This window comes from Pseudoalteromonas sp. SR43-3, assembly GCF_014163875.1.
Taxonomy (GTDB): Bacteria; Pseudomonadota; Gammaproteobacteria; order Enterobacterales; family Alteromonadaceae; genus Pseudoalteromonas; species Pseudoalteromonas distincta.
On sequence record NZ_JACJEC010000004.1, the window covers coordinates 261,321 to 281,952 of the forward strand.

Here is a 20,632-nt window from a genome sequence, read left to right on the forward strand (position 1 = left end):
AACATATAGTTAACATATGCAATTAAAGCTAATGGTCTCTCACACTCTTTTATATCTAAAATCGAACTTACAACCTAAAATGCATAATTTCTGCCAGTAAACTCAATTAAACATAGGCTTTCTGCAGGTTTAAATTAAAAAAAGCCACAAAACGAATTTAAAATGCAAAAAACAGCTTTCAAGGTTGACATGAAGGCTCAAAACCCTTAAAAATAAACCTATACAAAATCTTTAATTTAAAAGCAGTGTTTTGCTAAGTAGAGTAAAAACTATGAACACATACATTAATCTTTTAGTCGTACTCGTACTGGTCTTAGTTATAAGCCCAGCGGGGATGTATTAAAAGGTGATACTGCTTTTTAAAAACCCTCGCACTACGCGGGGGTTTTTTTATGCATAAAAAAGCGCACAGAGGAATGAGGATGAGCAAACAAGAATATAATGGTTCTGAACTAGTAGTTCAGGCATTAAAAGAGTTAAAGGTAAAATACATATTTGGCTATCCCGGTGGTTCGGTTTTAGACTTATATGATGCACTTTTTCAGCAAGATGACATTGAACATATATTAGTACGTCACGAACAAGCTGCAACACATATGGCTGACGGCTATGCCCGCGCTACTGGAGACGTTGGTGTTGTACTTGCAACCTCAGGCCCTGGCGCTACAAACTGTATTACAGGTATTGCAACGGCCTACATGGATTCAATTCCTATGGTTGTGTTATCAGGCCAAGTGCCTACAAATTTGATTGGCGACGATGCATTCCAAGAAACCGATATTGTGGGTTGTTCTCGCCCTGTAGTTAAACACAGTTTTAACTGTAGAAGTGCTAAAGACATCCCTACAATCTTAGCTAAAGCTTTTTATATTGCTAGCACTGGCCGCCCAGGTCCTGTCGTTGTTGAGCTTCCAAAAGATATGCTTAACCCTGCTATTAAGTTTGAATACGAATTTCCTAAAACCACCGAGCTGAGAACGTACAGCCCTAATACTAAAGGGCACTCAAAACAAATTCGCAAAGCCGTAACAGCTATTTTAGAGGCCAAAAAACTGGTTATCTACTCTGGTGGTGGTATTGTTATTTCAAATACATCAGAGCAATTAACGCATTTAGTTGAATCATTAAATGCCCCCATTACAAATACACTAATGGGATTGGGTGGTATTTCAGGTGTGCATCCAAACTTTGTAGGTATGTTAGGCATGCACGGCACGCTTGAGGCAAATAAAGCAATGGCTAACGCCGATGTGATTTTAGCGCTTGGTGCCCGATTTGATGACAGGGTAACTAATAATGTTCAAAAGTTTTGCCCTAATGCCACAATTGTTCATGTTGATGTTGACCCAACTTCAATTTCTAAAACAATTAAAGCACACATACCAGTTGTAGGTTGTTTAGCAACCGTACTTGAACAACTACAAGCGGGTATTGATAAAAGCCCAATTAAAATAGACCGCAGCGCGCAAGAAGATTGGTGGCGACAAATTATCAGCTGGCGCGAACAAAAGTGCTTAAGCTACAACACTGATGGCGACAAAATTAAGCCACAAGCTGTAATTGAAGCGGTTTATAAAGCTACTAATGGCGACGCTTACGTAAGTTCTGACGTTGGTCAGCATCAAATGTTTGCAGCGCAATATTATCCATTTAAGCATCCTCGTCAATGGATCAACTCAGGCGGCTTAGGCACCATGGGCTTTGGTTTACCTGCTGCAATGGGCGTAAAGCTAGCCTTTCCTGATAAAGAGTCTGTGTGTATTACGGGTGATGGCTCTATTCAAATGAATATTCAAGAACTATCAACCTGTTTACAGTACAACCTAGCGGTAAAAGTTGTATCACTTAATAACCGCTCTTTAGGTATGGTACGCCAATGGCAAGACATGGTTTACGGTGGACGTCATTCATCATCTTACATGGATTCACTACCTGATTTTGTTAAGTTAGTTGAAAGCTACGGCCATGTAGGCATACAAGTAAACACACTAGATGAGTTACAACCTGCTATCGATAAAGCAATGTCAATTAACGACCGATTAGTCTTTTTAGATATAAACGTTGATGAAAAAGAACATGTATACCCAATGCAAATTAAGTTAGGCGGCATTGATGAGATGTGGTTACGTAAAGGAGTAAAAGCATAATGCGTCGTATTTTATCTATTTTATTAGAAAACGAACCAGGTGCCCTATCACGTATTGTTGGGCTTTTTTCACAACGTGCATATAACATCGACAGCCTAACTGTGGGCACAACTGACGATCAATCATTGTCGCGTATTACCATTACCACTATGGGTGATGACAGAGTTGTAGAGCAAATTACAAAGCAGGTTAACAAACTAGTCGACGTGCTTAAAATTATCGATTTAACAGAAATGAGTCACATTGAACGTGAGCTATTGCTTGTTAAGGTCTTTGCTCAAGACGAGACGACTCGTGCAGCGGTTACGCGAGTAGTTGATGTGTTCCAAGGTGCTATTTTAGATATGGGCCGACAAAGCTATAGTCTACAATTAGTGAGCAGCACAGACAAAATAGAATCGTTCTTAGACACTCTTCGTCATGAAACCGATATTATTGAAGTTGTACGTTCTGGCGCTGTTGGCATTGGTCGAGGCGATAAAGCCTTAAAAGCATAAATTTATAATATAAAGGCATCAATTGATGTCTTTATTAAACATAAAAAAAAAGAGCTAATTAGCTCTTTTTTTAATTTAATTCGTTAAACCTATTAAGGGTTTACTTGGTCTTTAAGACCTTTACCTGCTTTAAAGCTTGGGATAGTTGCCGCTGCGATTTGGATCTCAGCACCCGTTTGTGGGTTACGGCCAGTGCGAGCTGCACGTTCTTTTACTGAGAAAGTACCAAAACCAACTAATGCTACTGAATCACCTTCTTTTAAAGAAGAAGTTACAGCACCTGTAAACGCGTCAAGAGCACGAGTAGCAGCGGCTTTAGAGATTTCTGCATCAGTAGCAATTTTTTCAACTAATTGAGCTTTATTCATTGTTAGATTCCTATTCGTTATTATTTTGCCTTCGCAAAACCTATCTTTATGCATTTTTAAAGAGTTAGCAACAGCAAATTGCATTTTTTGCTTAAATTCTTAAAAAATGAGTAAAATTTAAATAATTCTCTGTAAAATACAGCGTGTTGGGTTAACAAAGACTTAATTTGAGTACAATTTTGGCGCAAGTTAAGCAACTGGGTAAATAAGCTATATTTTTTCGATCACTAAGGTCACTTCCCCGACCTCGACTCCAAACTTAACAATAGATGTGCGGTTTATCAAGCGCGATTGTGTAACCAGGTACATCCAATCATCAAAATTCACTTTTAAAGTACTGCCATCGTATGGAAGCTCTACATCGTAATTCCAATGAAATACGCTGCCATCACTTCTACCTTTTGCAGTACCTATAACATCATCTGCCACACCCGTTAAACTATTGTCTTCGTTTAACGTTATTTTCCAAATACGCTTTTGAGTTTCGCCATCGTCATAAACAAAGTCTTCTTCAATAACGCCCTGGTTACCATCCCAGCTCGCATTCATATCTACGACAAGCTTGCGGGTCAATTCACCCTAAAAGTCTTGTACAACACCGTAGGCTTTCAAATTTCCACTAAAAAATGTTTTAAAGTCAAAGTTTGGCGATGTATTTTTATAATGCTCTACATTTGGTGCCGAACAGCTTATCAGCAACAAAGCAGATAAGCATACAAGAGCTGTTTTAAACGCGTTAAATACATTCATATTAATTCCCTAATAGTTGCTTTCGTAGTTTCGGCTCAGAGGTTTTTTCTTCCAGCCAAATGGCTAAAAAATCACTCGAAAATTGAGGTTCATTTATTTCGCCAATTTTTTCATCATTATGATAAAAAGTACTCATACCCTGCTCATTTGTGACTAACGTTAGCGAATCACCTTGTCTAATATCAGGCCAAATAGACAATAATTTACTGTCGTATTTGTCTGCTAGCTCTTTTTTTCCAATATGCTCCCACTGCTCATTTGTTGCTTTTACGATTTCTTTAGCTTCAAAGTCACGTAAATAGGTAAGTTTAAATTTAATAGGATGCGTTCCTGCGCTGTAATTACCTGAAGGGGTAAATAAAACCGCGTCATATACATCCCAAAATAAATACTCCATTCGTGCTTCGCCTACTTTGTTAAACTGTGTGTTAGCTAAAACAATTGAAGTTGTAAGCAAATAAAAAGTAACTGCCTTTAGTAAAAATTTCAAAATAAGCTCCCTTGAGTCAATGAGTAATGTTACGAAATGGGAATTGTGGGCGATCAGCGATTGATGAATAACTTGATTTTTTGGTTTATAAAAAGAATAACAGTAAACACTGTAGACCAAAGCGCACCGTAAACGAGCCAAAACTGCCATAAAGGTAAACCTAAACTTATTACTTCAAAGCGCGCCCCAGCCCAATAACTTGCTGGCGCAAAAGCCATGCATACTAAAAAGGCCTGCCAAAGCTTTAATTTACTCAAAAAAACCATTGAGGTATTTAAAGAAAGTAATAACGCAGCCCATAAAAAGACGAGCCATAGAGGGAAGGGATAAACTTTAAACTCTAACAAGCCTAACTTTACCGCTATAAATTCTAATAATAGTGCTAAAGGTAGGGCTTTAATTAGAAGTAAGGTGTCGTGTTTTTTTTGTTTTGACAACCAAAACATTAAAACAATAATCAGTCCGCTAAAAAGTAGCGAATCAGCTTCAAGCAGCAATGATAAAAACCACACTGCTTGAAATAAAACAAAATTAGTAACCGAGCGCAATATCATCGTTATCGCTAACAAAACGTGGTTTACGCGCCATTAAATGCACCGTACTTGTTGCTCTGGCTCTAAACGCGCCTTCGCAATAAGCAAAATAAAATAACCATAAACGATAAAAGCGTTCATCAAATTTAGAGCGGTCTAAATCAGGCCAGCTTTTTATAAAACGGGTTCGCCAATCTGCTAATGTTCGTGCGTAGTGAGCGCCAATATCATTAACAGTGTGAATAACCATATCGGTATTATTTTTAATCTGCTCACTCATTTCGTTAAGCGATGGCAAGCATCCGCCCGGAAAAATATACTGCTGGATAAAGTCAGAGTTTTTTAAGTAGTGCTTATAACGCTGGTCGCCAATAGTTATAGCTTGTATTAGCATGGCACCGTCGTCTTTTAACAGTTCACCACATTGGGTAAAAAAGCTAGGTAAGTACTCATGACCTACCGCTTCTATCATTTCGATAGAAACAAGCTTGTCGTATTTTCCTCTCAATTGCCTGTAATCAAGCTTAAGTAATGTAATTTTATTGGTAAGACCAAGCTCTGAAATTTTATTAGCGACATAATCATGTTGTTCATCAGATATGGTTGTTGTTGTTACATGGCAATCGTAATGTGTGGCTGCATATATAGCAAAAGCCCCCCACCCTGTACCAATTTCAATTACTGAATCATTTTTTTGAAGCTCAACTTGCTCACAAATGCGTTTCAGCTTGTATTGTTGAGCCTCTTCAAGCGTCGCTTCTTTTGAAGGATATACAGCACTTGAGTAAAGCATTTCTTTACTCAAAAATGATTCGTACAAATCATTACCTAAGTCGTAATGAGCAACGATGTTTTTCTTAGAACCCGATTCAGAATTTTTATTTTTTATGTGATTAAACCGGTGTGCAATATTGCTAAAAAATGCGAATTTCTTCTCAAACTCATCAAGTTGCTTCTCATTTATAGCAAATATCTCAATGAAAGAGGTTAAGTTGTCACAAGACCAATGCCCCAAAATATACGCTTCACCAGCGCCAACGCTCCCAGATAATGCAAATGCCTTATACATAGCTTTATCGTTTACAATAATTGTTGCTTTTAGCACTGAAGATGGGTCGCCAAAAACTGTACGCTCATTCCCTTCAATTAAAACAACTTGACCTGTTTCAATTGACGAGAAGGCTTTAGTCACTAATTTTTTATATATGTTAGTTAACCAGTTTGTGCTTTGTTCGCAATTTAAGCTCGACACTTTATCCATTGAAATACCTATTAATTGTCCTGACTATCTATGTGCTTTATGGCTTGCCTGAGTGGCCTAAAAAAGGAACTCGTTTAATAAACAACTTTAACGCTTGATAATAAATACCTTTGAAAATAGACCATGTCATGGCCGGAAAACGTTTAAATAACTTATTAACTTCTTCTTTAGTAAGTTCTTTACGTTTTAAGCGAAGTGTAGCATCAAATAATAGCTCTTCATTTCGCTTATTTTCAATGTGTATCAATGTTTTATCAGGCGATTGCTTAACATGCCAATGATAGTTCATATCTAGATTCATAAAAGGTGATACGGAAAAAACCTTTTTAAAGTTCACTTTTTTTTCTAAAGGTACTAAATAATAATGACGTTCGTTCCATGGTGTATTACTTACTTCAGCAATCATGTATTTAAAACGGGTGTCGTTATGACCAAAAAAGTAAAAATTAACAGGACTAAAATACACACCAAAACAACGAAGTTGCCCAAGCATGTAAATATGAGTAAAGGTTTCAATAATACCTAAATTGGCAAGTTGTTCGTGTGCACGCTCAATAAGAGGACGTTTAGCAAGCTGTGAGGTGCCTTTAAGATAATCAGCTTCATTAAACTTTAACGCCTTTAAGCCTGACGTACCTATGTGTTTATGCACACCATTTAGTTGTTGAGGATTATTTAAATCTACCCACATCATATACAGAGGGTAACTAAAGCGATGTTCTTTAACAGCAAAACGGCGATGTTTAACATCGCCTAAATACACTGCACTAGTCAAATTCGACCCCAAGTTGCTTGGCTACATCTACACCACTGTGTACGCCATCTTCATGAAAACCATTGTACCAATAAGCGCCACAAAAATAACTATTGTTGTGTCCGTCAATACTGTGTTTAAGTTTTTGAGCCGCAATAGACTCTTGGTTAAATACAGGGTGGTGATAAGTAAACTCGCGCAAAATTTTACTTTGGCTTATTCCTTCAAGATGGTTAAGCGTTACACAGAACTGTGTATCTGATTGTATACCTTGCAAAATATTCATTTGGTAAGTTACAACAGCGGCTTTATCAGTGTTGTTGTTAAGTAGGTAGTTCCAGCTTGCCCATGCCGCTTTTCTATCTGGTAAAAGGTTTGTATCGGTGTGCAACACCACTGAGTTCTCAGTGTAAGCTATTGCACCCAATACTGACTTTTCTTGCTCAGTAGCATCACCCAGTAGTGCAAGCGCCTGATCTGAATGACAAGCAAATATTACTTTATCAAATTTACTTTGCTCACCATTGGCAAACTCTATTGTTACTTCATCATTTTGCCGCGTAACTGATTTAATATTTGTATTGAGGTTAATTTTGTCGGCAAAACCTCTGATCAGCGGCTTTATATACTGACGAGAGCCTCCTGGTACTACATACCACTGTGGTCTATTGGTTACATCTAAAAGCCCATGATTAAAGAAAAACTTAACAAAAAACTCAACGCCTACGTTTTCCATTTCTTTAATACTGGTAGACCAAATAGCCGCGCCCATAGGAAGAATATAATGGTATTTAAAAAAGTCATTAAACTGGTTATCGTTAAGCAATTGCCCTAATGATTGATCAGACTGGTAATCACCTTTTTCATGCATTGCTTTGCACAGTTTGTTAAACCTAACAATGTCGTACAATAATCGCCAAAACTTAGGTCTAAAAATATTACGACGCTGTGCAAATAAGCTTGTAAACGTATGTCCATTGTATTCAAAACCAGTGGCTTCATTGTGCACACTAAAGCTCATCTGGGTTGTTTGTTTATCAATACCAATGCGCGAAAGTAGCTTTTCAAAATATGGGTAAGTTCGGTCATTAAATACAATAAAGCCTGTATCTATTGCGTATTTGATGCCACACACATCAACATCAACCGTTGCTGTATGGCCACCTATGTAATCATTTTTTTCAAATACGGTTACATCGTAATGTTTGTGAAGCAAATGCCCACATGTTAAACCAGATATACCAGTTCCTATTATTGCTATTTTTTTCAACGGGCTAATCCTTTTGCGATTTTAAGCCAAATCGGCAGTGGTAAAATGCGTAAAGCTTTTAATATAAGTGTAAAACGATAAGGGAAATGAACGTCTTTGCGGCGTTTTTGAATACCCTTAATCATGTAGTCAGCTGCTTTTTCAGCAGTAACAGCCATAGGCATCGGGAAATCATTTTTATTAGTAAGTGGCGTTTTTACAAACCCAGGATGAACTAAAGTCACATCAACATCATTTAAATCAACCGCTAAGCTTTTTGCTAAGTAACTTACACCCGCTTTTGATGCGCCATAAGCTTCTGAACGAGGTAGCGCAAGGTAAGTAACACTTGAGCTGACCAAAACAAGTTGGCCGCCTGGATTTATTTTAGGAAGTAACGCCTCAAGGCAATACCCCATAGAAAGTAAGTTAACGTTTATTACACGCTCAAACAACGCGCTATCAAAGTTGCGCGCATCATCTATATATTCACAATTACCAGCGTTTAAAATAACACGGTCAAAATGAGGAAAGCCAACTGTCGACTCTTTTATATCTTGCAGGTTAGTTGCATCAAATTTACATGCTTGGATATTGTCATATTTAGCAAGCTCGGCGAGCTTATCACTATTACGGCCGCAAGCTATAACAGTGTCTCCTAGCTGTGCATATTTAATTGCTAGCTGCTCGCCAATACCTGATGTAGCACCCGTTATAAGTGTGATCATAATTAACCTGCCCTTTTATCAATTAGCTTTATAACGCTACCAAGTAAAGGAATGTGTTTGTATAACAACTCGCCCACATTAAAGTAGTCTCTGTGCTTAATAATTTTGCCATCTTTAAAAATAAGCTTACTATGACCGGCTACCGAGATAGTTTTACCTGATGAAAGCTTTGGATGTCCATAATGCATAGTCCAATAAATAAAAGCATTGTTACCGCTATTAAACGAATCACTAATATCAAACTGGCAATGCTTAACATTGCTGTATAAGTTAGCAAAGTACCTGCGCAATTCTACAATGCCGTTAATTTCATGCATCGGGTCTATAAACTGTATGTTGTCACAGTAAATATCACTCAATAAATCAAGATTAGTGCTATCAAGCTGTTGGTATATTTCAACAAATTTATCTACTGGTAACTGGTTATCCATATCACACCTTAAATGCAGCAAGTGCACGTTCTCGTGCCGCTTTATGATCAACTATTGCTGGCCAGTAACATTCCTTATCTTTGCCTGTTGCGGCTAAATAAGTGTGTGGAAAATGAATGTGTTTATCTGGCACGTTTTCAAGCTCTGGCAAATACTTACGGATAAACTTGCCCGTTGGATCAAAGCGCTCGCTTTGTCTGATAGGATTAAAAACCCTAAAATAAGGCTGAGCATCACAGCCTGTACTTGCAGCCCACTGCCAACCACCATTATTTGAGGCTAAATCGCCATCAATTAAGTGCTGCATGAAAAAGCGTTCACCTTCACGCCAGTCTATTAATAAATGTTTAGTTAAAAAGCTTGCAACAACCATTCGTAAACGATTATGCATCCAACCGGTTTGCTTAAGTTGTAGCATTGCTGCATCCACTAATGGGTAACCTGTACGCCCTTCGCACCATGCTTTAAAATCGCTTTCGCTTTTACGCCACACTACAGCATTATACTTTTCGTTAAAGTTATCGCCGCGCGAAAGCTTCGGAAATTCAGCAATTAAATGCCTGTAAAATTCGCGCCAAACAAGCTCGTTAATCCACGTAAACGTTTTACTTTTTGATGTAGTTAAAATATCAGGATAACGCTGCTGAATATTAATAAGCAGTTGCTTTGTGCTTACAATACCTAGTGCTAAATACGGGCTTAAACCCGATGTGCCTTTTACACTGGGAATATCACGCTGGTCGTCGTAACTTGTAAGTTTGTCGCATATAAAATTATCAACTACCGTAGAGAGTGTTTCGTCGTCAACCGGCCACTTATCTGAGCACCCATCACTTTTTAGTAAATCACTCTCGTCAAACTCAATAAGCGCAGAAGTTAAAGGCCATTGTGGCAAACTAAAGTGTGTATCTTGATACTGCTTTAACCATGCACGTTTAAAGGGAGTAAACACTTTATACATTTCATTACTTTGATTTTTGACAGAGCCTGCAGGCGCAATTAAATCACCTTCGTACAAAGTAAAAGTAATAGAAAGCTCATCGCATTCATGCAAAATTGCTTTATCGCGGTTTACTTCATTAAGCTCATACTCTGTATTAGCAATTACGTGTTTTACATCGTTTGCTTTACAAAAGTTAATCAGCTCGCGCGTACAATCACTAAAGCTAGGCGCTTCAATAATATGTAAAGTAATACCGTAATCAGCAAGTTGTGATTGAAGATAAGTAACTCGGCGCTTGAGTAAGTCAATCTGAATAGGCGCAGCTTGGTGTTGTTGCCACTGCTTTTCAGACACAAAAAAAATGGCGTGTTTAGCGCCATTATTTAGCGCTTGAATTAACGCTTCATTAGAAAAAAGGCGCAAATCGCGCCTAAACCAAAATAATGTATCCATTAAATACCAAATCGTAGTTTTAAATCGTGAGGGTATGGGTTAAAAAACACTTGTTTTTCAAGGTACTCATTCGGATGAACTTTCAAATGATGTTTTAACAAGGTAAGTGGTACATACAATGGCACCAATCCTTCGCGGTATTCGTCTATCGCATCACGAAGTTCTTGTTTTTCAACCTTCGATAAATCATTTTTAAAGTAGCCTTGTAAATGCATTAGGGTGTTGCAATTATTTCTGCGAGAAGCTGGCTTTTTCAGACCCGTCATCAAACCTAAAATATATTCATCCGCAACTGCATTTATATTGTCACCTACGAACGTTCCAAGCAGATTACCCAAATCTCGATAAGCTTGGTAATTGTGAGCCATCAACAAGTACTTATACTGAGAATGAAATTGAGTAAGCTTGTGAACCGTTAGTGGTTCTTGTACCAACTTTTGCCAATTTTTAAATACGTAAATTCTCATTACAAAGTTTTCACGTAAATGCATATCGTTTAAGCGACCGTTTTCTTCACATGGCAATAATGGGTTGTGCTTCATTATTTGCTCAGCAAAAAAACCAACGCCTTCAGAAGTATTACCCGTGCCTGCTTCGTTGTATATTTTAATGCGCTCCATGCCGCAGCTTGGACTTTTTGCGCAAAATACAAACCCGCTCAACTCTTTAGCTTGTTCTGTTGCAACTTTTTTACCATACTCGGTAAGTTGTTGGCCTACGTCTCCAGTACCATCTGGGCGACATACTTTAATAGTATCTCCCACTTTAACTTGGCGAATAGTTGGTCGAGGTATTGGTAAACCTACCGCTACCTCCGGACAAAACCGTGTATATTCAACGTGTTTACCTAACTCATCCATACAGAAATTTGACTTTTTATGACCTGTGTCAAATCTAACTTTTTCGCCTGCTAAGCAGGCGCTTATACCTATTTTTATTATATCTGTGTGCATAAATTCTCTTAGTAAATCAAATTACCTATTGGATTTAGTAACTTGCTGAAGCCCTTATTAAAATGTAGCGCACTACTGACAACTGTAAAGCACAAACAACCATCTTTTGTTAAAGGAGTATGTTGGTGACTACCATCTTGCCATATAAAGTCACCTGGGACATATTTTCCTTCTTCATCACTAAACTCGCCATCTAGGAGTAAAGTAACTTCAAAGCCAGTGTGCGTGTGTTCTGGTATTTCACCACCAGCATCAATATGTAACAAGCTAGAGCGTAATGGGCCATCATCAAGTGCAATACGCGATCTCGCAAGCTTACCCACTTGGGTAAATTTACTGTGAGAAATACGCGTTAGCGCACGTGGAAGCTGATAGTTATGCTCATTAACTTTAATAGAAACAGGCTCTACTTCGTAAACTTCATCGATAGAATCATCAGACATGATCATATCGAGAACATTTAGTTCAAATTCTTCAAGTAAATCAGATTTCTCAGTTTGAGGTTTCTCAAATTTAGCAGGCTCTTCACTAAATAATGCATTTGCATTACTTGCTTCAATTTTAGCTACTTTAGCTTGGCACACAGGGCACATGTCTACGTGAATAGAAACGGCTAAACTCAATGATGTAGCAAGTGATGCATCGCAATACTGTGTCAGTAAAGTTTCACTCGGGTGATGTTTAATCATGCTGATCTCCCATTTCATTACGTAATTTTTGCAAGGCCAAACGTAAACGTGATTTTACCGTGCCTACTGGAATATTAAGTTGATGTGCAAGTTGCTCTTGCGACATGTCTTGAAAATAAACGCCTCTTACCACTTCGCGTTGAGCAATAGGTAATTTGTCTAAATAACGTTTAATTTGTTTATCTTCTAAATGATCACTGTATTCGTGATGTGTATCTTGTGATTCGTTTAATAACGGCCAAATATCTTCGCTTATATTTTCTTCTTTATTACTTTTCATTTTACGAAGCATATCGAATGAAGCGTTACGCATAACGGTATAAACCCACGTAGTAGCCGCACCTTTATCACTGTGATACAAATGTGCTTTACGCCAAACAGAAGTTAACGTCTCTTGCACAAGCTCCATTGCTTGAGCTTCAACACCAAATTGCTTAATTCCAAAGCGTTTAATTTTTGGCGCAAAGTATTCAAATAAATAGGAAAATGCTTTTTTATCGCGTGACTGTGCAACATCTATAAGCGCTTGCATGAGTTCTTTACTCGGCGTTTCTGGCATGGCAGTGTACTTACCTGTATTAGGTTCACAACGTGGTGATTGTTGTTGACTTACCATAATAATTTATCCCGTTATTGCTTTTGTATTAAGTAATACGGGCAATAATTAATTTAGGATCATAAAATTTAGGCAAATTCGTTATTAATCACAGTATGGAGGAAATTCAGTAAGTTATCAAAGTTCGTTTCAAACGCAAGTTGCTGTTTTTTCTCAATAGAAATAGGTAGGAGCTCAAGCCAACGAGCTGCAATCCAAGGCAGTTTGTCAAAGTGAGTTTTTTTGTACAGCAAATTAAGTTCCGGATTACTTTTAAACACGTTTAAAAGTGCATCATGTAATAAGTCATGTTCGCCAACTGAGTTGTTAGAATCCTTATACCAATATGGCGTATTACAAGGCGATACCAAGCCATGACGTAATTCGTCTTCGTCTTGATAAACATCATTAATTTGCACATTTTTAGATGCAAACACATCGATTAATAATACATCGTTGTCGTCTTGGTCAAAATCAATAATATCAACAAGGCAACCTTGCGCGCTTATATTAAATGGCGTGTCGTGCTCAAATGTACAAAGCACAAACCCTGTATTGTTTTTTAATGCGGTTTTAACCATATTTAAATAGCGAGGCTCAAATATGCGTAATCGCGTATAGCCTTCTGGTAATATAAAAATGGGTAATGGAAAAATCGCACGTTTCATAAAGTCTACTTCTTTCAAACACTCTGCCTTTATTTACGTGCGCTTTTGCTAAGTCGATCAGCTTTGTATGAATCGAATTAATTACCAGCTATATAATTGGCTAAAGATTAAACCAACCTCCCATAGCTTTAAACACTTGAACCGAGTAATAAGCGCTAATCATACTGACTACGGGTGCTAACATTAATGCAAATAATCCAAGTTCACTGCTCATCGTTTTAATCCTTTAAATAATTTATTTTGCGTTTTTAATACTAGTGTCAGTATTTTTAGGCGTTGTGCTATGTGTTAAAACGGGCTCATCTAATAAACCCTCTAAAACAGTTTTAGCATCAAAATAAAGCGTTTCCTTTAGTGATTTTTCAAGCTCGATTGTGGTTTGCTTTACGTAGCTTGCTACACTTTGAGTTAATATATCAGTTACATCTAGGTCCACTTCTGTTGCATGTACTTGCGCAGAACCTAAAACTAATAAACTTGCCATAGCGATTTTAATTGAATGTTTCATAATGGTATTCCTTGTTTGTGTATTGTTTAGACGTAGTTACATACTCAAGGGTTGTGCCAACATAAAAACAAATCGTAAGTAACTGTAATTAAACAGATTTACATGCATCTCTTTAATTTAAAAAATTCATGCCTTGTTAATTTAACCATTTAATTTAATTTTTTGACTACTTTTTAGTTAATAAATAAAAGGGTTTAAATGTATTAATACCGTCACACTAAATACATTTAGCGTTTATAAAAACGTCATATCTACCCGCTAAAGTGCACACCACTATAAATAATTCAAAAAGTGCAGTATGACCCTTTCATCACGTCGAAATTTTTTAAAAATCTCAGCAGCAAGCATATTTACCGTCGCAGTATCGAGTGCCATTACAGGTTGTGCTCAAACATTAACAAACAAACCTCTATCGGCTATTGAATTTAAACACGGTGTAGCCAGTGGCGATCCGCTCAGTAATGCTTTAATAATTTGGACACGTGCAACTACTTCTCAATCAAATTTTGAAGTTACTGTTGCTTGGGAACTGGCAAGTGACTCTCAATTTAAAAACATCATCCGCAGCGGGCGCGAACAAACAGATAAAAGCAGAGACTTTACAATAAAAATAGATGTGCAAGAACTTACTCCAAACACAGAGTACTTTTATCGGTTTATGGGTTTAAATACACAAAGCCCAATTGGCCGTGCTAAAACACTACCAATAAATAACATTGAACAAGTAAAAATGGCTGTTGTGTCGTGCTCAAACTATCCTGCTGGGTACTTTAATGCCTACACCGATGCCGCTAAACAAAAAGATTTAGATGTGGTACTGCATTTGGGAGATTACATTTACGAATACCCAATGGGCGGATACGCTACCGAAAATGCTGAAAAAATTGGCCGCCAATTAGCAGCCGATAACAGTGGTGAAATTATTACCCTTAGCGACTATCGTAAGCGCTATGCTATTTACAGAACAGACCATGGCCTTCAAGCTCTTCACGCTGCAGCGCCTTTTATTGCAATATGGGATGATCACGAAGTTACCAACGATACCTATAAAAGTGGTGCTGAAAATCATACCCCTGATGAAGGTGACTTTTTTAAGCGCCGTGCAGCAGCTATTCAAGCCTATTACGAATGGCTGCCAATTAGACCGCCTATGGGCGAGCAAAGCCCGCAAATATACCGCACCTTCGATTTTGGTAATTTAATAAGCTTGCACATGCTAGATACGCGCGTAATAGCACGCGATAAACAACTCGCTTACAGCGACTATAAAAACCTAGAGACCAAACAAATGGATGTTGCGCGCTTTGCCAGTGATTTAAATAATCCAAGTAGGCAGTTACTAGGTAACACACAACTAAACTGGCTCACCAGTGCAATAACTAAATCAAATGCAAAATGGCAAGTATTGGGCCAGCAAGTATTGATGACTAAAATGTGGCTACCTACTGAAATATTCTCGCAATCCGATCGCACTAAAATACCGCAGGTGTTAAAAGAGCTTGTTACCATTAAAAAAGCCGTGTTAGCTAATAAAGCGGTAACACCCGAGCAACTCGCACGTGTAAATACTTTAATGCCTTACAATTTAGATGCGTGGGATGGTTATCCAAGCGAGCGCGAAGCATTATACAAAAGCGTTACTAAATTAAATAAAAAGTTAGTCGTGGTTGCAGGTGATACGCACAATGCGTGGCATGGCACATTAAAAAATGCAAAAGGCGAAAGCGTAGGAGTAGAGTTTGCAACACCAGGTGTTACATCCCCGGGTATGGAGCATTATTTAGCGCTTAATACAGCACAAGCAAAGCAAATGGCTGACTCGCTTTCATTGTTAATAAACGACTTAAACTATTGTGACTTATCACACCGTGGATATATGTTAGTGACTATTACTAAAGAGCAAATCACAACCGATTGGCGCTATATAGATAACATAAACTCCCCTAGCTACAACATCATTAATCAACACCAAAGTGTTTATAAAGGCTAATACTTTTAAAAAGAAGGTAAATGTATTATTTACTTTCTTTGTATATTTTATAAAACGTGCTTAATTACAAGTATAAAGAAGCGTCCACGAAGCATCACTTCCTGGAAGGCTATTTGTATACCAATTTGCGCTGTATGCATTGCCTTGATATTGCATTTTATTGTCGGTGTTATTGTGAGTAAACGCACCGGCCGAATAATCTTTTTTTACCCAATTAGGGTATGTATTAATGCCATTACAATCGGTTGAACTTACAACACTGCATCCATTTGTATCTACACTTGTACCAACGGGTGTATCTGGGCACTGATCAATATCATCATTCACACCATCGTTATCCACATCGCTTTGTGGTTCAACTACTTCAACAACACAGCCTACATTATTAACAGTTTCATCTGCAGGTGTATTAGGGCATTGATCAACACTATCGCTAATACCATCACCATCGCTGTCAGTTACTGCACAACCAATACTATCAACCGTTGTACCTGCGGGAGTGTTATCGCACTGATCGTTACTATCACTTATACCATCGCAATCAGAGTCTAAAGCAACCGTACTACCACCCCAACCTTGAATGATCTCTTTAACTTTAGTGCCTGACGCGGTTAGTGAATTCCAACTACCGCCTGGAGTAAATAACGAAGCACCTTCGTTTTTATCGTTTAAAGCCCAGTTAGCGTGGCTAATATTGTTTGTTTTAAAAAATGCCATCCATGCATCGGTTTCATTAATATTAACACCACCATTGCCATCAGCATTAACTGTTCCCCACTCTGTGGCGAATAGTGCAATACCGTTATCGAGTGCAGTTTGTGCTTTATTTCGATACGATTGACCATGCGTGCCAGCATAAAAATGCAGAGTGTAAGCAATATTGGCGCGATCTATCGGATTTTGTGATGCCACATCCACATCTTGCGACCACGTAGGCGTACCAACCACAATTAAGTTATCAGGGTCGATTGCTCTAATTTTATCAATAACTGTTTCTGCGTAAGGCTTAATATCGTTAGCCCACGAGATTTGTAACGGCTCATTATAAATTTCATAAATAACATTGTCGTACTGCCCATATTTAGTAGCTACGTCTTCAAAAAAGCGAATTGCAGTTGCTTGATCGGTATGTGCTTCATGGCTATGAAAATCAATAATAACGTACATATCTTCGCTAATAGCTGCGTTTACAACAGTATCAAGACGGCTCATATTGCCCTCCCAATCAAAGTTCAAACTACCACCGGTACTCGTACCATGGCCAATAGCTGCACGAATTAATGTTGCATTAAATTCAGTTTTTGCCTTTGCTACTGTTTGTGCTGTATAAAACTTTTCAGCGCCCCACCCCGTATTACTCCAAAATAGGCTAGGTCCTGCAAAGCTTGTGTTATCTCCACCTGCAAGAATTTGATTCCCACTCACCGTTAACTTCTCAACAGCGGCATTGGCCATGGTTGAGCATCCTAATAATAAAGCTAACGATAAGCTCGCCACTTTAAAATCCTTTCTTTTATGATTATTTGAACTGTTATTCATCGTATTTCCTTAAATTGAAATTATCAGTCGTCATTGCTTGATGTAATAAATTGACACAAAACCAATACTTAATAGTTAAACAAAGTTAATCTGGCGAGCAAAAAGCATCATTTATTTATTAACATTAAATGAATAAAAAGGAACAAGGAGAAGGGTTTTAATTAACTAAGTATCAACAAGTGAGCAATTTAACGAGGTTTGAGGATTTTACTGGGTATATACAGGTATTTACACGATGTTTACATGGTGCAGGCAAAAATCTCGGTTACAAAAAATATGTATAAAAATGGAAAAAGCGGTAATAATTATTACCGCCATCAATAATAGCTAAATATCAGAGTAAATATTAATAAGCCAACCAAACCGAGTTCTGATTAACTGGCTTATTTTTTAGTAGGCAGCGCTTTTCTGCCCAAACGATATGCATCCAGCATACTCAGCACCCAAATTATAATCATTAAAGGTACATACTTATATTCAGCGAGTTTAGCGCAGGCGTCGGAAGGTTGTTGCGCGGCTTTTAAAATGGCCTTAACCGACATAGGAATTTTACCGTGTACAATTTCATTTGCAGTACACTGTGCAATCGCAAATATATCTTGAAAGGTTAAAATTAAAAAAACAGTAAATACACCCGCAAAAATAGCGCCTATTAGGTGTTTTTTTAAAGAGAAATGCCCCGCTCCAGGATAAACAATGGCGGTAAGTAAAGCAGCTTTTAGATCTTGTTTCATGGTTATTTCAGCTCGTAATATGTATTACACTAGACACCAACATAGTGAATTAATTCTCTTTAAAATCAAGTAAAAGCTAAAGTAGCGTATCAAATAAAGTTATTTAGAATTACTCACAGCTAAGATTGAAACTTTCAGCGTACAGTTGTACACTGAAATTAATTCCAATAGTGGTAGGAACAGTTATGTCGTTAGAAGCGCCTTATTCCCGTAAAGAAGAGAAATTAAACGTAATCAGCCATGCACTCGGTATTATATTTGCCGCGTGTGTTATGTGGGATTTATTTAGCCAAGCCACCAGCACTAAAGCGTATGTTAGTACTGCAATTTATGGCAGCAGCTTATTTGTGCTGTTTTTGTCATCCACTTTGTACCACGCGAGTATTCAACCGCGCTTAAGAGCCTTTTATAAAAAGTGCGATCACTGCGCCATATACTTATTAATTGCTGGCACCTACACTCCCTTTTTATTAATCTCATTAACCGGTGCTTGGTCATGGGCAACACTTACATTTATTTGGAGTGTTGCACTGGCGGGCGTTGCGTACAAAGTATTTGTAAAAAACGGTAATAAAAAAATATCACTCGCCACCTACTTACTCATGGGCTGGTTTGCACTGGCTATTGTATATCCGCTTTATTCAAGTGTTGATGTAAAAGCACTTTACTGGCTACTTGCCGGCGGCATTTTTTATAGTTTAGGTACATTATTTTACAGCGCTAAAAGCACCCAATTTAGCCACGCTATTTGGCACTTATTTGTTATTGCTGGGTGTGTTTGCCATTATATTTCAATTAGTAATTATGTTTATTGAGCTTGTATAGCATTTTAAAATGGTCTGGTTTGAGCGATAACCGGACTGTCGGGTCAACTCGTTTTTGGACAGAAACGTGTTAGAGTATTTGAACAATAACTCTCATATGATGCTGTTAGTGAGCCAAATACTTTTTTCGCCTACGGTAGTAATTCGCTTAGGAAAAGCCATCTAATTTAGTAATGAATAGATCGAGTAATTAAAAAAGCTAACATAATTGTTAGCTTTTTTAAAACTTGTATTGAACTGCTTTAATTATAAGAACAGGTAGGGCAAGGCTTAGAAATTACACTCTCTCTCCAAGCACCCGAAAAGTTATTGTATCTCCAAACTTCAGTAGAAACTTTATCATTTGTTGATTCCTTGACAAATTCAACTTGAAAATCAGTGTACTGACTTATACCCGCATTTAATGCACCTTGGTAAACGCTCAGACCCAATGCAATACCTCCTCCTGAAGTTTTTCCACCACTACATGCTTCTTCACAGAAAATTGTTATTGTCTCCATATCTTCACCTGTATCGAAAGTAGTAGCACCTCCACTGAAAAGATCTGAATCAAAAACGACAGACATTTGAGCAACAAATGGATCCAACTTTGATACTGGTATACCAAAATAGTTCGCAAATTTTGTTTTTTGCTCATTCATTGCTTTATTTAATTCTTTTTCTGAATAATCCTCTGGCGAAATAAATTCAGGCACCTCAGAAATTAGTTCCATATCAGGAACGGATGAACCTGAGTTTAATCTCATGAATTGATCCGTGGCGTATTTGTAGGCCTTTTCAGATAAACCTAAACTTCTACTGTTATTGGCTATATTGCTTTCTATTTGTGATATTGGATTGGTGGGTTCAATTATTTGTTTTCCATTTGCACTAAAAATGCCTACAAGCAGTATGACAGAAGCTAACTTATAAAAGTTTGTCATAATATTCCTATTTAAATGAAGAGTGGTTAATTATTAGACAAAAAATATAATGACACTGGTTAAATGTCAATATGGGAACAATATTTACATGCTTCTAAACACAAGCCCTTCTATTATATAGATACGCATTCGCGAGTACGGCCTATCCCAGACGCGGACTAAATTGAACCCTGTTATTAGGGGGGTATTATAAAAACTTAATAAAATTAAGCAACTTACTAGAGGCTTTATTTAGTAAATGTAGTTCTCATGTGCTCGGCGGGTATTCGACGCTGGCCAATATTTCAGCAATTGATATAAAAAAGATAAAAAATTCCAATCACAATAGATTCTAAGTATGAATCATAGTCTCTTCATCAAGACTCATCATTTTAGAGTGAATAACCTTAAGTCTTTTAATCGCTAAAAGCCACTTTTAGAGTATCTACTTTAACCCGCTAAGGTGCATAGATGAGTCAGTTCCAATGTCCGCTCATGGCACTAAGCCGAACTTCGGCAAAGAGCGATAACCGACCATTCAGGTGAGTCGTCATTAACTTAGTAAGAATAAGTGAAAACTTCCCTCTTTTCCACATAGTAAAATAACCTTTCCTAAGCTTAATATT

21 protein-coding genes and 1 pseudogene are annotated in these 20,632 nt (G+C 37.6%); 4 read left to right on the top strand and 18 right to left on the bottom strand.

Annotated elements, in window-relative coordinates; all coding sequences use genetic code 11:
- Positions 1 to 422 precede the first annotated feature (422 nt).
- Together H5088_RS07540 and ilvN are read left to right on the top strand one after the other, a co-directional pair.
- Positions 423 to 2,147: an acetolactate synthase 3 large subunit gene (locus H5088_RS07540; RefSeq protein WP_024596926.1), complete on the top strand. Its 1,725-nt coding sequence runs from the start codon at positions 423 to 425 to the stop codon at positions 2,145 to 2,147.
- The gene (gene ilvN / locus H5088_RS07545; RefSeq protein ID WP_002960314.1) at positions 2,147 to 2,644 is read left to right on the top strand and encodes an acetolactate synthase small subunit; all 498 of its coding nucleotides are present in this window, start codon (positions 2,147 to 2,149) and stop codon (positions 2,642 to 2,644) included. The genes H5088_RS07540 and ilvN overlap by 1 nt, the downstream gene beginning before the upstream one ends.
- Positions 2,645 to 2,736: 92 nt before the next feature.
- Here ilvN and H5088_RS07550 read toward each other — a convergent pair whose 3' ends face one another.
- The 15 genes and pseudogenes from H5088_RS07550 to H5088_RS07620 all read right to left on the bottom strand — a co-directional run bounded on the left by H5088_RS07550 (position 2,737) and on the right by H5088_RS07620 (position 14,017).
- On the bottom strand, positions 2,737 to 3,012 hold the full coding sequence (locus H5088_RS07550) for an HU family DNA-binding protein (protein ID WP_002962474.1): 276 nt from the start codon (positions 3,010 to 3,012) through the stop codon (positions 2,737 to 2,739).
- A gap of 210 nt (positions 3,013 to 3,222) precedes the next feature.
- A pseudogene (locus H5088_RS07555) lies at positions 3,223 to 3,762 on the bottom strand (DUF3833 domain-containing protein).
- A 1-nt stretch (position 3,763) separates the two neighbouring features.
- Positions 3,764 to 4,252 (bottom strand): chalcone isomerase family protein, encoded by a 489-nt coding sequence (locus H5088_RS07560; RefSeq protein WP_182752588.1) that lies wholly within the window; start codon positions 4,250 to 4,252, stop codon positions 3,764 to 3,766.
- 53 nt (positions 4,253 to 4,305) lie between these two features.
- Positions 4,306 to 4,806 (bottom strand): DUF2878 domain-containing protein, encoded by a 501-nt coding sequence (locus H5088_RS07565; RefSeq protein WP_182752589.1) that lies wholly within the window; start codon positions 4,804 to 4,806, stop codon positions 4,306 to 4,308.
- Positions 4,784 to 6,046 carry a cyclopropane-fatty-acyl-phospholipid synthase family protein gene (locus H5088_RS07570; RefSeq protein ID WP_182752590.1) on the bottom strand — a complete coding sequence of 421 codons (1,263 nt, stop codon included), beginning with the start codon at positions 6,044 to 6,046 and terminating at the stop codon, positions 4,784 to 4,786. Before H5088_RS07570 ends, H5088_RS07565 begins: the two co-directional genes overlap by 23 nt.
- Before the next feature lie 37 nt (positions 6,047 to 6,083).
- The gene (locus H5088_RS07575) at positions 6,084 to 6,821 is read right to left on the bottom strand and encodes a DUF1365 domain-containing protein (RefSeq protein WP_182752591.1); all 738 of its coding nucleotides are present in this window, start codon (positions 6,819 to 6,821) and stop codon (positions 6,084 to 6,086) included.
- On the bottom strand, positions 6,814 to 8,070 hold the full coding sequence (locus H5088_RS07580; RefSeq protein WP_149603675.1) for an NAD(P)/FAD-dependent oxidoreductase: 1,257 nt from the start codon (positions 8,068 to 8,070) through the stop codon (positions 6,814 to 6,816). Before H5088_RS07580 ends, H5088_RS07575 begins: the two co-directional genes overlap by 8 nt.
- Positions 8,067 to 8,777 (bottom strand): SDR family NAD(P)-dependent oxidoreductase, encoded by a 711-nt coding sequence (locus tag H5088_RS07585; protein ID WP_024596920.1) that lies wholly within the window; start codon positions 8,775 to 8,777, stop codon positions 8,067 to 8,069. Before H5088_RS07585 ends, H5088_RS07580 begins: the two co-directional genes overlap by 4 nt.
- 2 nt (positions 8,778 to 8,779) lie before the next feature.
- Positions 8,780 to 9,208 (bottom strand): nuclear transport factor 2 family protein, encoded by a 429-nt coding sequence (locus tag H5088_RS07590; protein ID WP_182752592.1) that lies wholly within the window; start codon positions 9,206 to 9,208, stop codon positions 8,780 to 8,782.
- 1 nt (position 9,209) lies between these two features.
- Positions 9,210 to 10,604, bottom strand: a complete 1,395-nt coding sequence (gene phrB, locus H5088_RS07595; RefSeq protein ID WP_182752593.1) for a deoxyribodipyrimidine photo-lyase — start codon at positions 10,602 to 10,604, stop codon at positions 9,210 to 9,212.
- Positions 10,604 to 11,557 (bottom strand): DUF523 and DUF1722 domain-containing protein, encoded by a 954-nt coding sequence (locus tag H5088_RS07600; RefSeq protein ID WP_024606012.1) that lies wholly within the window; start codon positions 11,555 to 11,557, stop codon positions 10,604 to 10,606. The genes phrB and H5088_RS07600 overlap by 1 nt, the downstream gene beginning before the upstream one ends.
- Before the next feature lie 8 nt (positions 11,558 to 11,565).
- Complete coding sequence (locus tag H5088_RS07605; protein WP_182694906.1) at positions 11,566 to 12,246, bottom strand: ChrR family anti-sigma-E factor; 681 nt, start codon at positions 12,244 to 12,246, stop codon at positions 11,566 to 11,568.
- Positions 12,239 to 12,862 (bottom strand): sigma-70 family RNA polymerase sigma factor, encoded by a 624-nt coding sequence (locus H5088_RS07610; RefSeq protein WP_002962457.1) that lies wholly within the window; start codon positions 12,860 to 12,862, stop codon positions 12,239 to 12,241. Before H5088_RS07610 ends, H5088_RS07605 begins: the two co-directional genes overlap by 8 nt.
- Before the next feature lie 68 nt (positions 12,863 to 12,930).
- Entirely contained in the window at positions 12,931 to 13,509 is a 579-nt protein-coding gene (locus tag H5088_RS07615; RefSeq protein WP_182752594.1) for an LON peptidase substrate-binding domain-containing protein, read from the bottom strand.
- A 235-nt stretch (positions 13,510 to 13,744) separates the two neighbouring features.
- Complete coding sequence (locus H5088_RS07620; protein WP_002962453.1) at positions 13,745 to 14,017, bottom strand: hypothetical protein; 273 nt, start codon at positions 14,015 to 14,017, stop codon at positions 13,745 to 13,747.
- 298 nt (positions 14,018 to 14,315) lie between these two features.
- Between H5088_RS07620 and H5088_RS07625 the strand changes: the two genes are divergently transcribed.
- The gene (locus H5088_RS07625; RefSeq protein WP_182752595.1) at positions 14,316 to 16,007 is read left to right on the top strand and encodes an alkaline phosphatase; all 1,692 of its coding nucleotides are present in this window, start codon (positions 14,316 to 14,318) and stop codon (positions 16,005 to 16,007) included.
- Between the two features lie 60 nt (positions 16,008 to 16,067).
- Here the strand turns inward: H5088_RS07625 and H5088_RS07630 are convergent, their stop codons facing one another.
- Together H5088_RS07630 and H5088_RS07635 are read right to left on the bottom strand one after the other, a co-directional pair.
- Complete coding sequence (locus H5088_RS07630) at positions 16,068 to 17,546, bottom strand: cellulase family glycosylhydrolase (protein ID WP_182752596.1); 1,479 nt, start codon at positions 17,544 to 17,546, stop codon at positions 16,068 to 16,070.
- Positions 17,547 to 17,929: 383 nt separating this feature from the next.
- Complete coding sequence (locus tag H5088_RS07635) at positions 17,930 to 18,280, bottom strand: hypothetical protein (RefSeq protein WP_165724298.1); 351 nt, start codon at positions 18,278 to 18,280, stop codon at positions 17,930 to 17,932.
- Between the two features lie 185 nt (positions 18,281 to 18,465).
- Here H5088_RS07635 and H5088_RS07640 point away from each other — a divergent pair, with 185 nt between their 5' ends.
- The gene (locus H5088_RS07640) at positions 18,466 to 19,095 is read left to right on the top strand and encodes a hemolysin III family protein (protein WP_182692445.1); all 630 of its coding nucleotides are present in this window, start codon (positions 18,466 to 18,468) and stop codon (positions 19,093 to 19,095) included.
- Positions 19,096 to 19,346: 251 nt separating this feature from the next.
- Here H5088_RS07640 and H5088_RS07645 read toward each other — a convergent pair whose 3' ends face one another.
- Positions 19,347 to 20,027 carry a hypothetical protein gene (locus H5088_RS07645; RefSeq protein ID WP_182752597.1) on the bottom strand — a complete coding sequence of 227 codons (681 nt, stop codon included), beginning with the start codon at positions 20,025 to 20,027 and terminating at the stop codon, positions 19,347 to 19,349.
- Between the last annotated feature and the right edge of the window lie 605 nt (positions 20,028 to 20,632).

What these genes read in the sequence shown, in the direction of transcription:
- H5088_RS07540 (WP_024596926.1), top strand. Translation starts at nt 423, where the DNA reads ATGAGCAAACAAGAATATAATGGTTCTGAACTAGTAGTTCAGGCATTA.
- ilvN (WP_002960314.1), top strand. Translation starts at nt 2,147, where the DNA reads ATGCGTCGTATTTTATCTATTTTATTAGAAAACGAACCAGGTGCCCTA.
- H5088_RS07550 (WP_002962474.1), bottom strand. Translation starts at nt 3,012, where the DNA reads ATGAATAAAGCTCAATTAGTTGAAAAAATTGCTACTGATGCAGAAATC.
- H5088_RS07565 (WP_182752589.1), bottom strand. Translation starts at nt 4,806, where the DNA reads ATGATATTGCGCTCGGTTACTAATTTTGTTTTATTTCAAGCAGTGTGG.
- H5088_RS07570 (WP_182752590.1), bottom strand. Translation starts at nt 6,046, where the DNA reads ATGGATAAAGTGTCGAGCTTAAATTGCGAACAAAGCACAAACTGGTTA.
- H5088_RS07585 (WP_024596920.1), bottom strand. Translation starts at nt 8,777, where the DNA reads ATGATCACACTTATAACGGGTGCTACATCAGGTATTGGCGAGCAGCTA.
- H5088_RS07590 (WP_182752592.1), bottom strand. Translation starts at nt 9,208, where the DNA reads ATGGATAACCAGTTACCAGTAGATAAATTTGTTGAAATATACCAACAG.
- phrB (WP_182752593.1), bottom strand. Translation starts at nt 10,604, where the DNA reads ATGGATACATTATTTTGGTTTAGGCGCGATTTGCGCCTTTTTTCTAAT.
- H5088_RS07600 (WP_024606012.1), bottom strand. Translation starts at nt 11,557, where the DNA reads ATGCACACAGATATAATAAAAATAGGTATAAGCGCCTGCTTAGCAGGC.
- H5088_RS07605 (WP_182694906.1), bottom strand. Translation starts at nt 12,246, where the DNA reads ATGATTAAACATCACCCGAGTGAAACTTTACTGACACAGTATTGCGAT.
- H5088_RS07610 (WP_002962457.1), bottom strand. Translation starts at nt 12,862, where the DNA reads ATGGTAAGTCAACAACAATCACCACGTTGTGAACCTAATACAGGTAAG.
- H5088_RS07615 (WP_182752594.1), bottom strand. Translation starts at nt 13,509, where the DNA reads ATGAAACGTGCGATTTTTCCATTACCCATTTTTATATTACCAGAAGGC.
- H5088_RS07620 (WP_002962453.1), bottom strand. Translation starts at nt 14,017, where the DNA reads ATGAAACATTCAATTAAAATCGCTATGGCAAGTTTATTAGTTTTAGGT.
- H5088_RS07625 (WP_182752595.1), top strand. Translation starts at nt 14,316, where the DNA reads ATGACCCTTTCATCACGTCGAAATTTTTTAAAAATCTCAGCAGCAAGC.
- H5088_RS07630 (WP_182752596.1), bottom strand. Translation starts at nt 17,546, where the DNA reads ATGAATAACAGTTCAAATAATCATAAAAGAAAGGATTTTAAAGTGGCG.
- H5088_RS07635 (WP_165724298.1), bottom strand. Translation starts at nt 18,280, where the DNA reads ATGAAACAAGATCTAAAAGCTGCTTTACTTACCGCCATTGTTTATCCT.
- H5088_RS07640 (WP_182692445.1), top strand. Translation starts at nt 18,466, where the DNA reads ATGTCGTTAGAAGCGCCTTATTCCCGTAAAGAAGAGAAATTAAACGTA.
- H5088_RS07645 (WP_182752597.1), bottom strand. Translation starts at nt 20,027, where the DNA reads ATGACAAACTTTTATAAGTTAGCTTCTGTCATACTGCTTGTAGGCATT.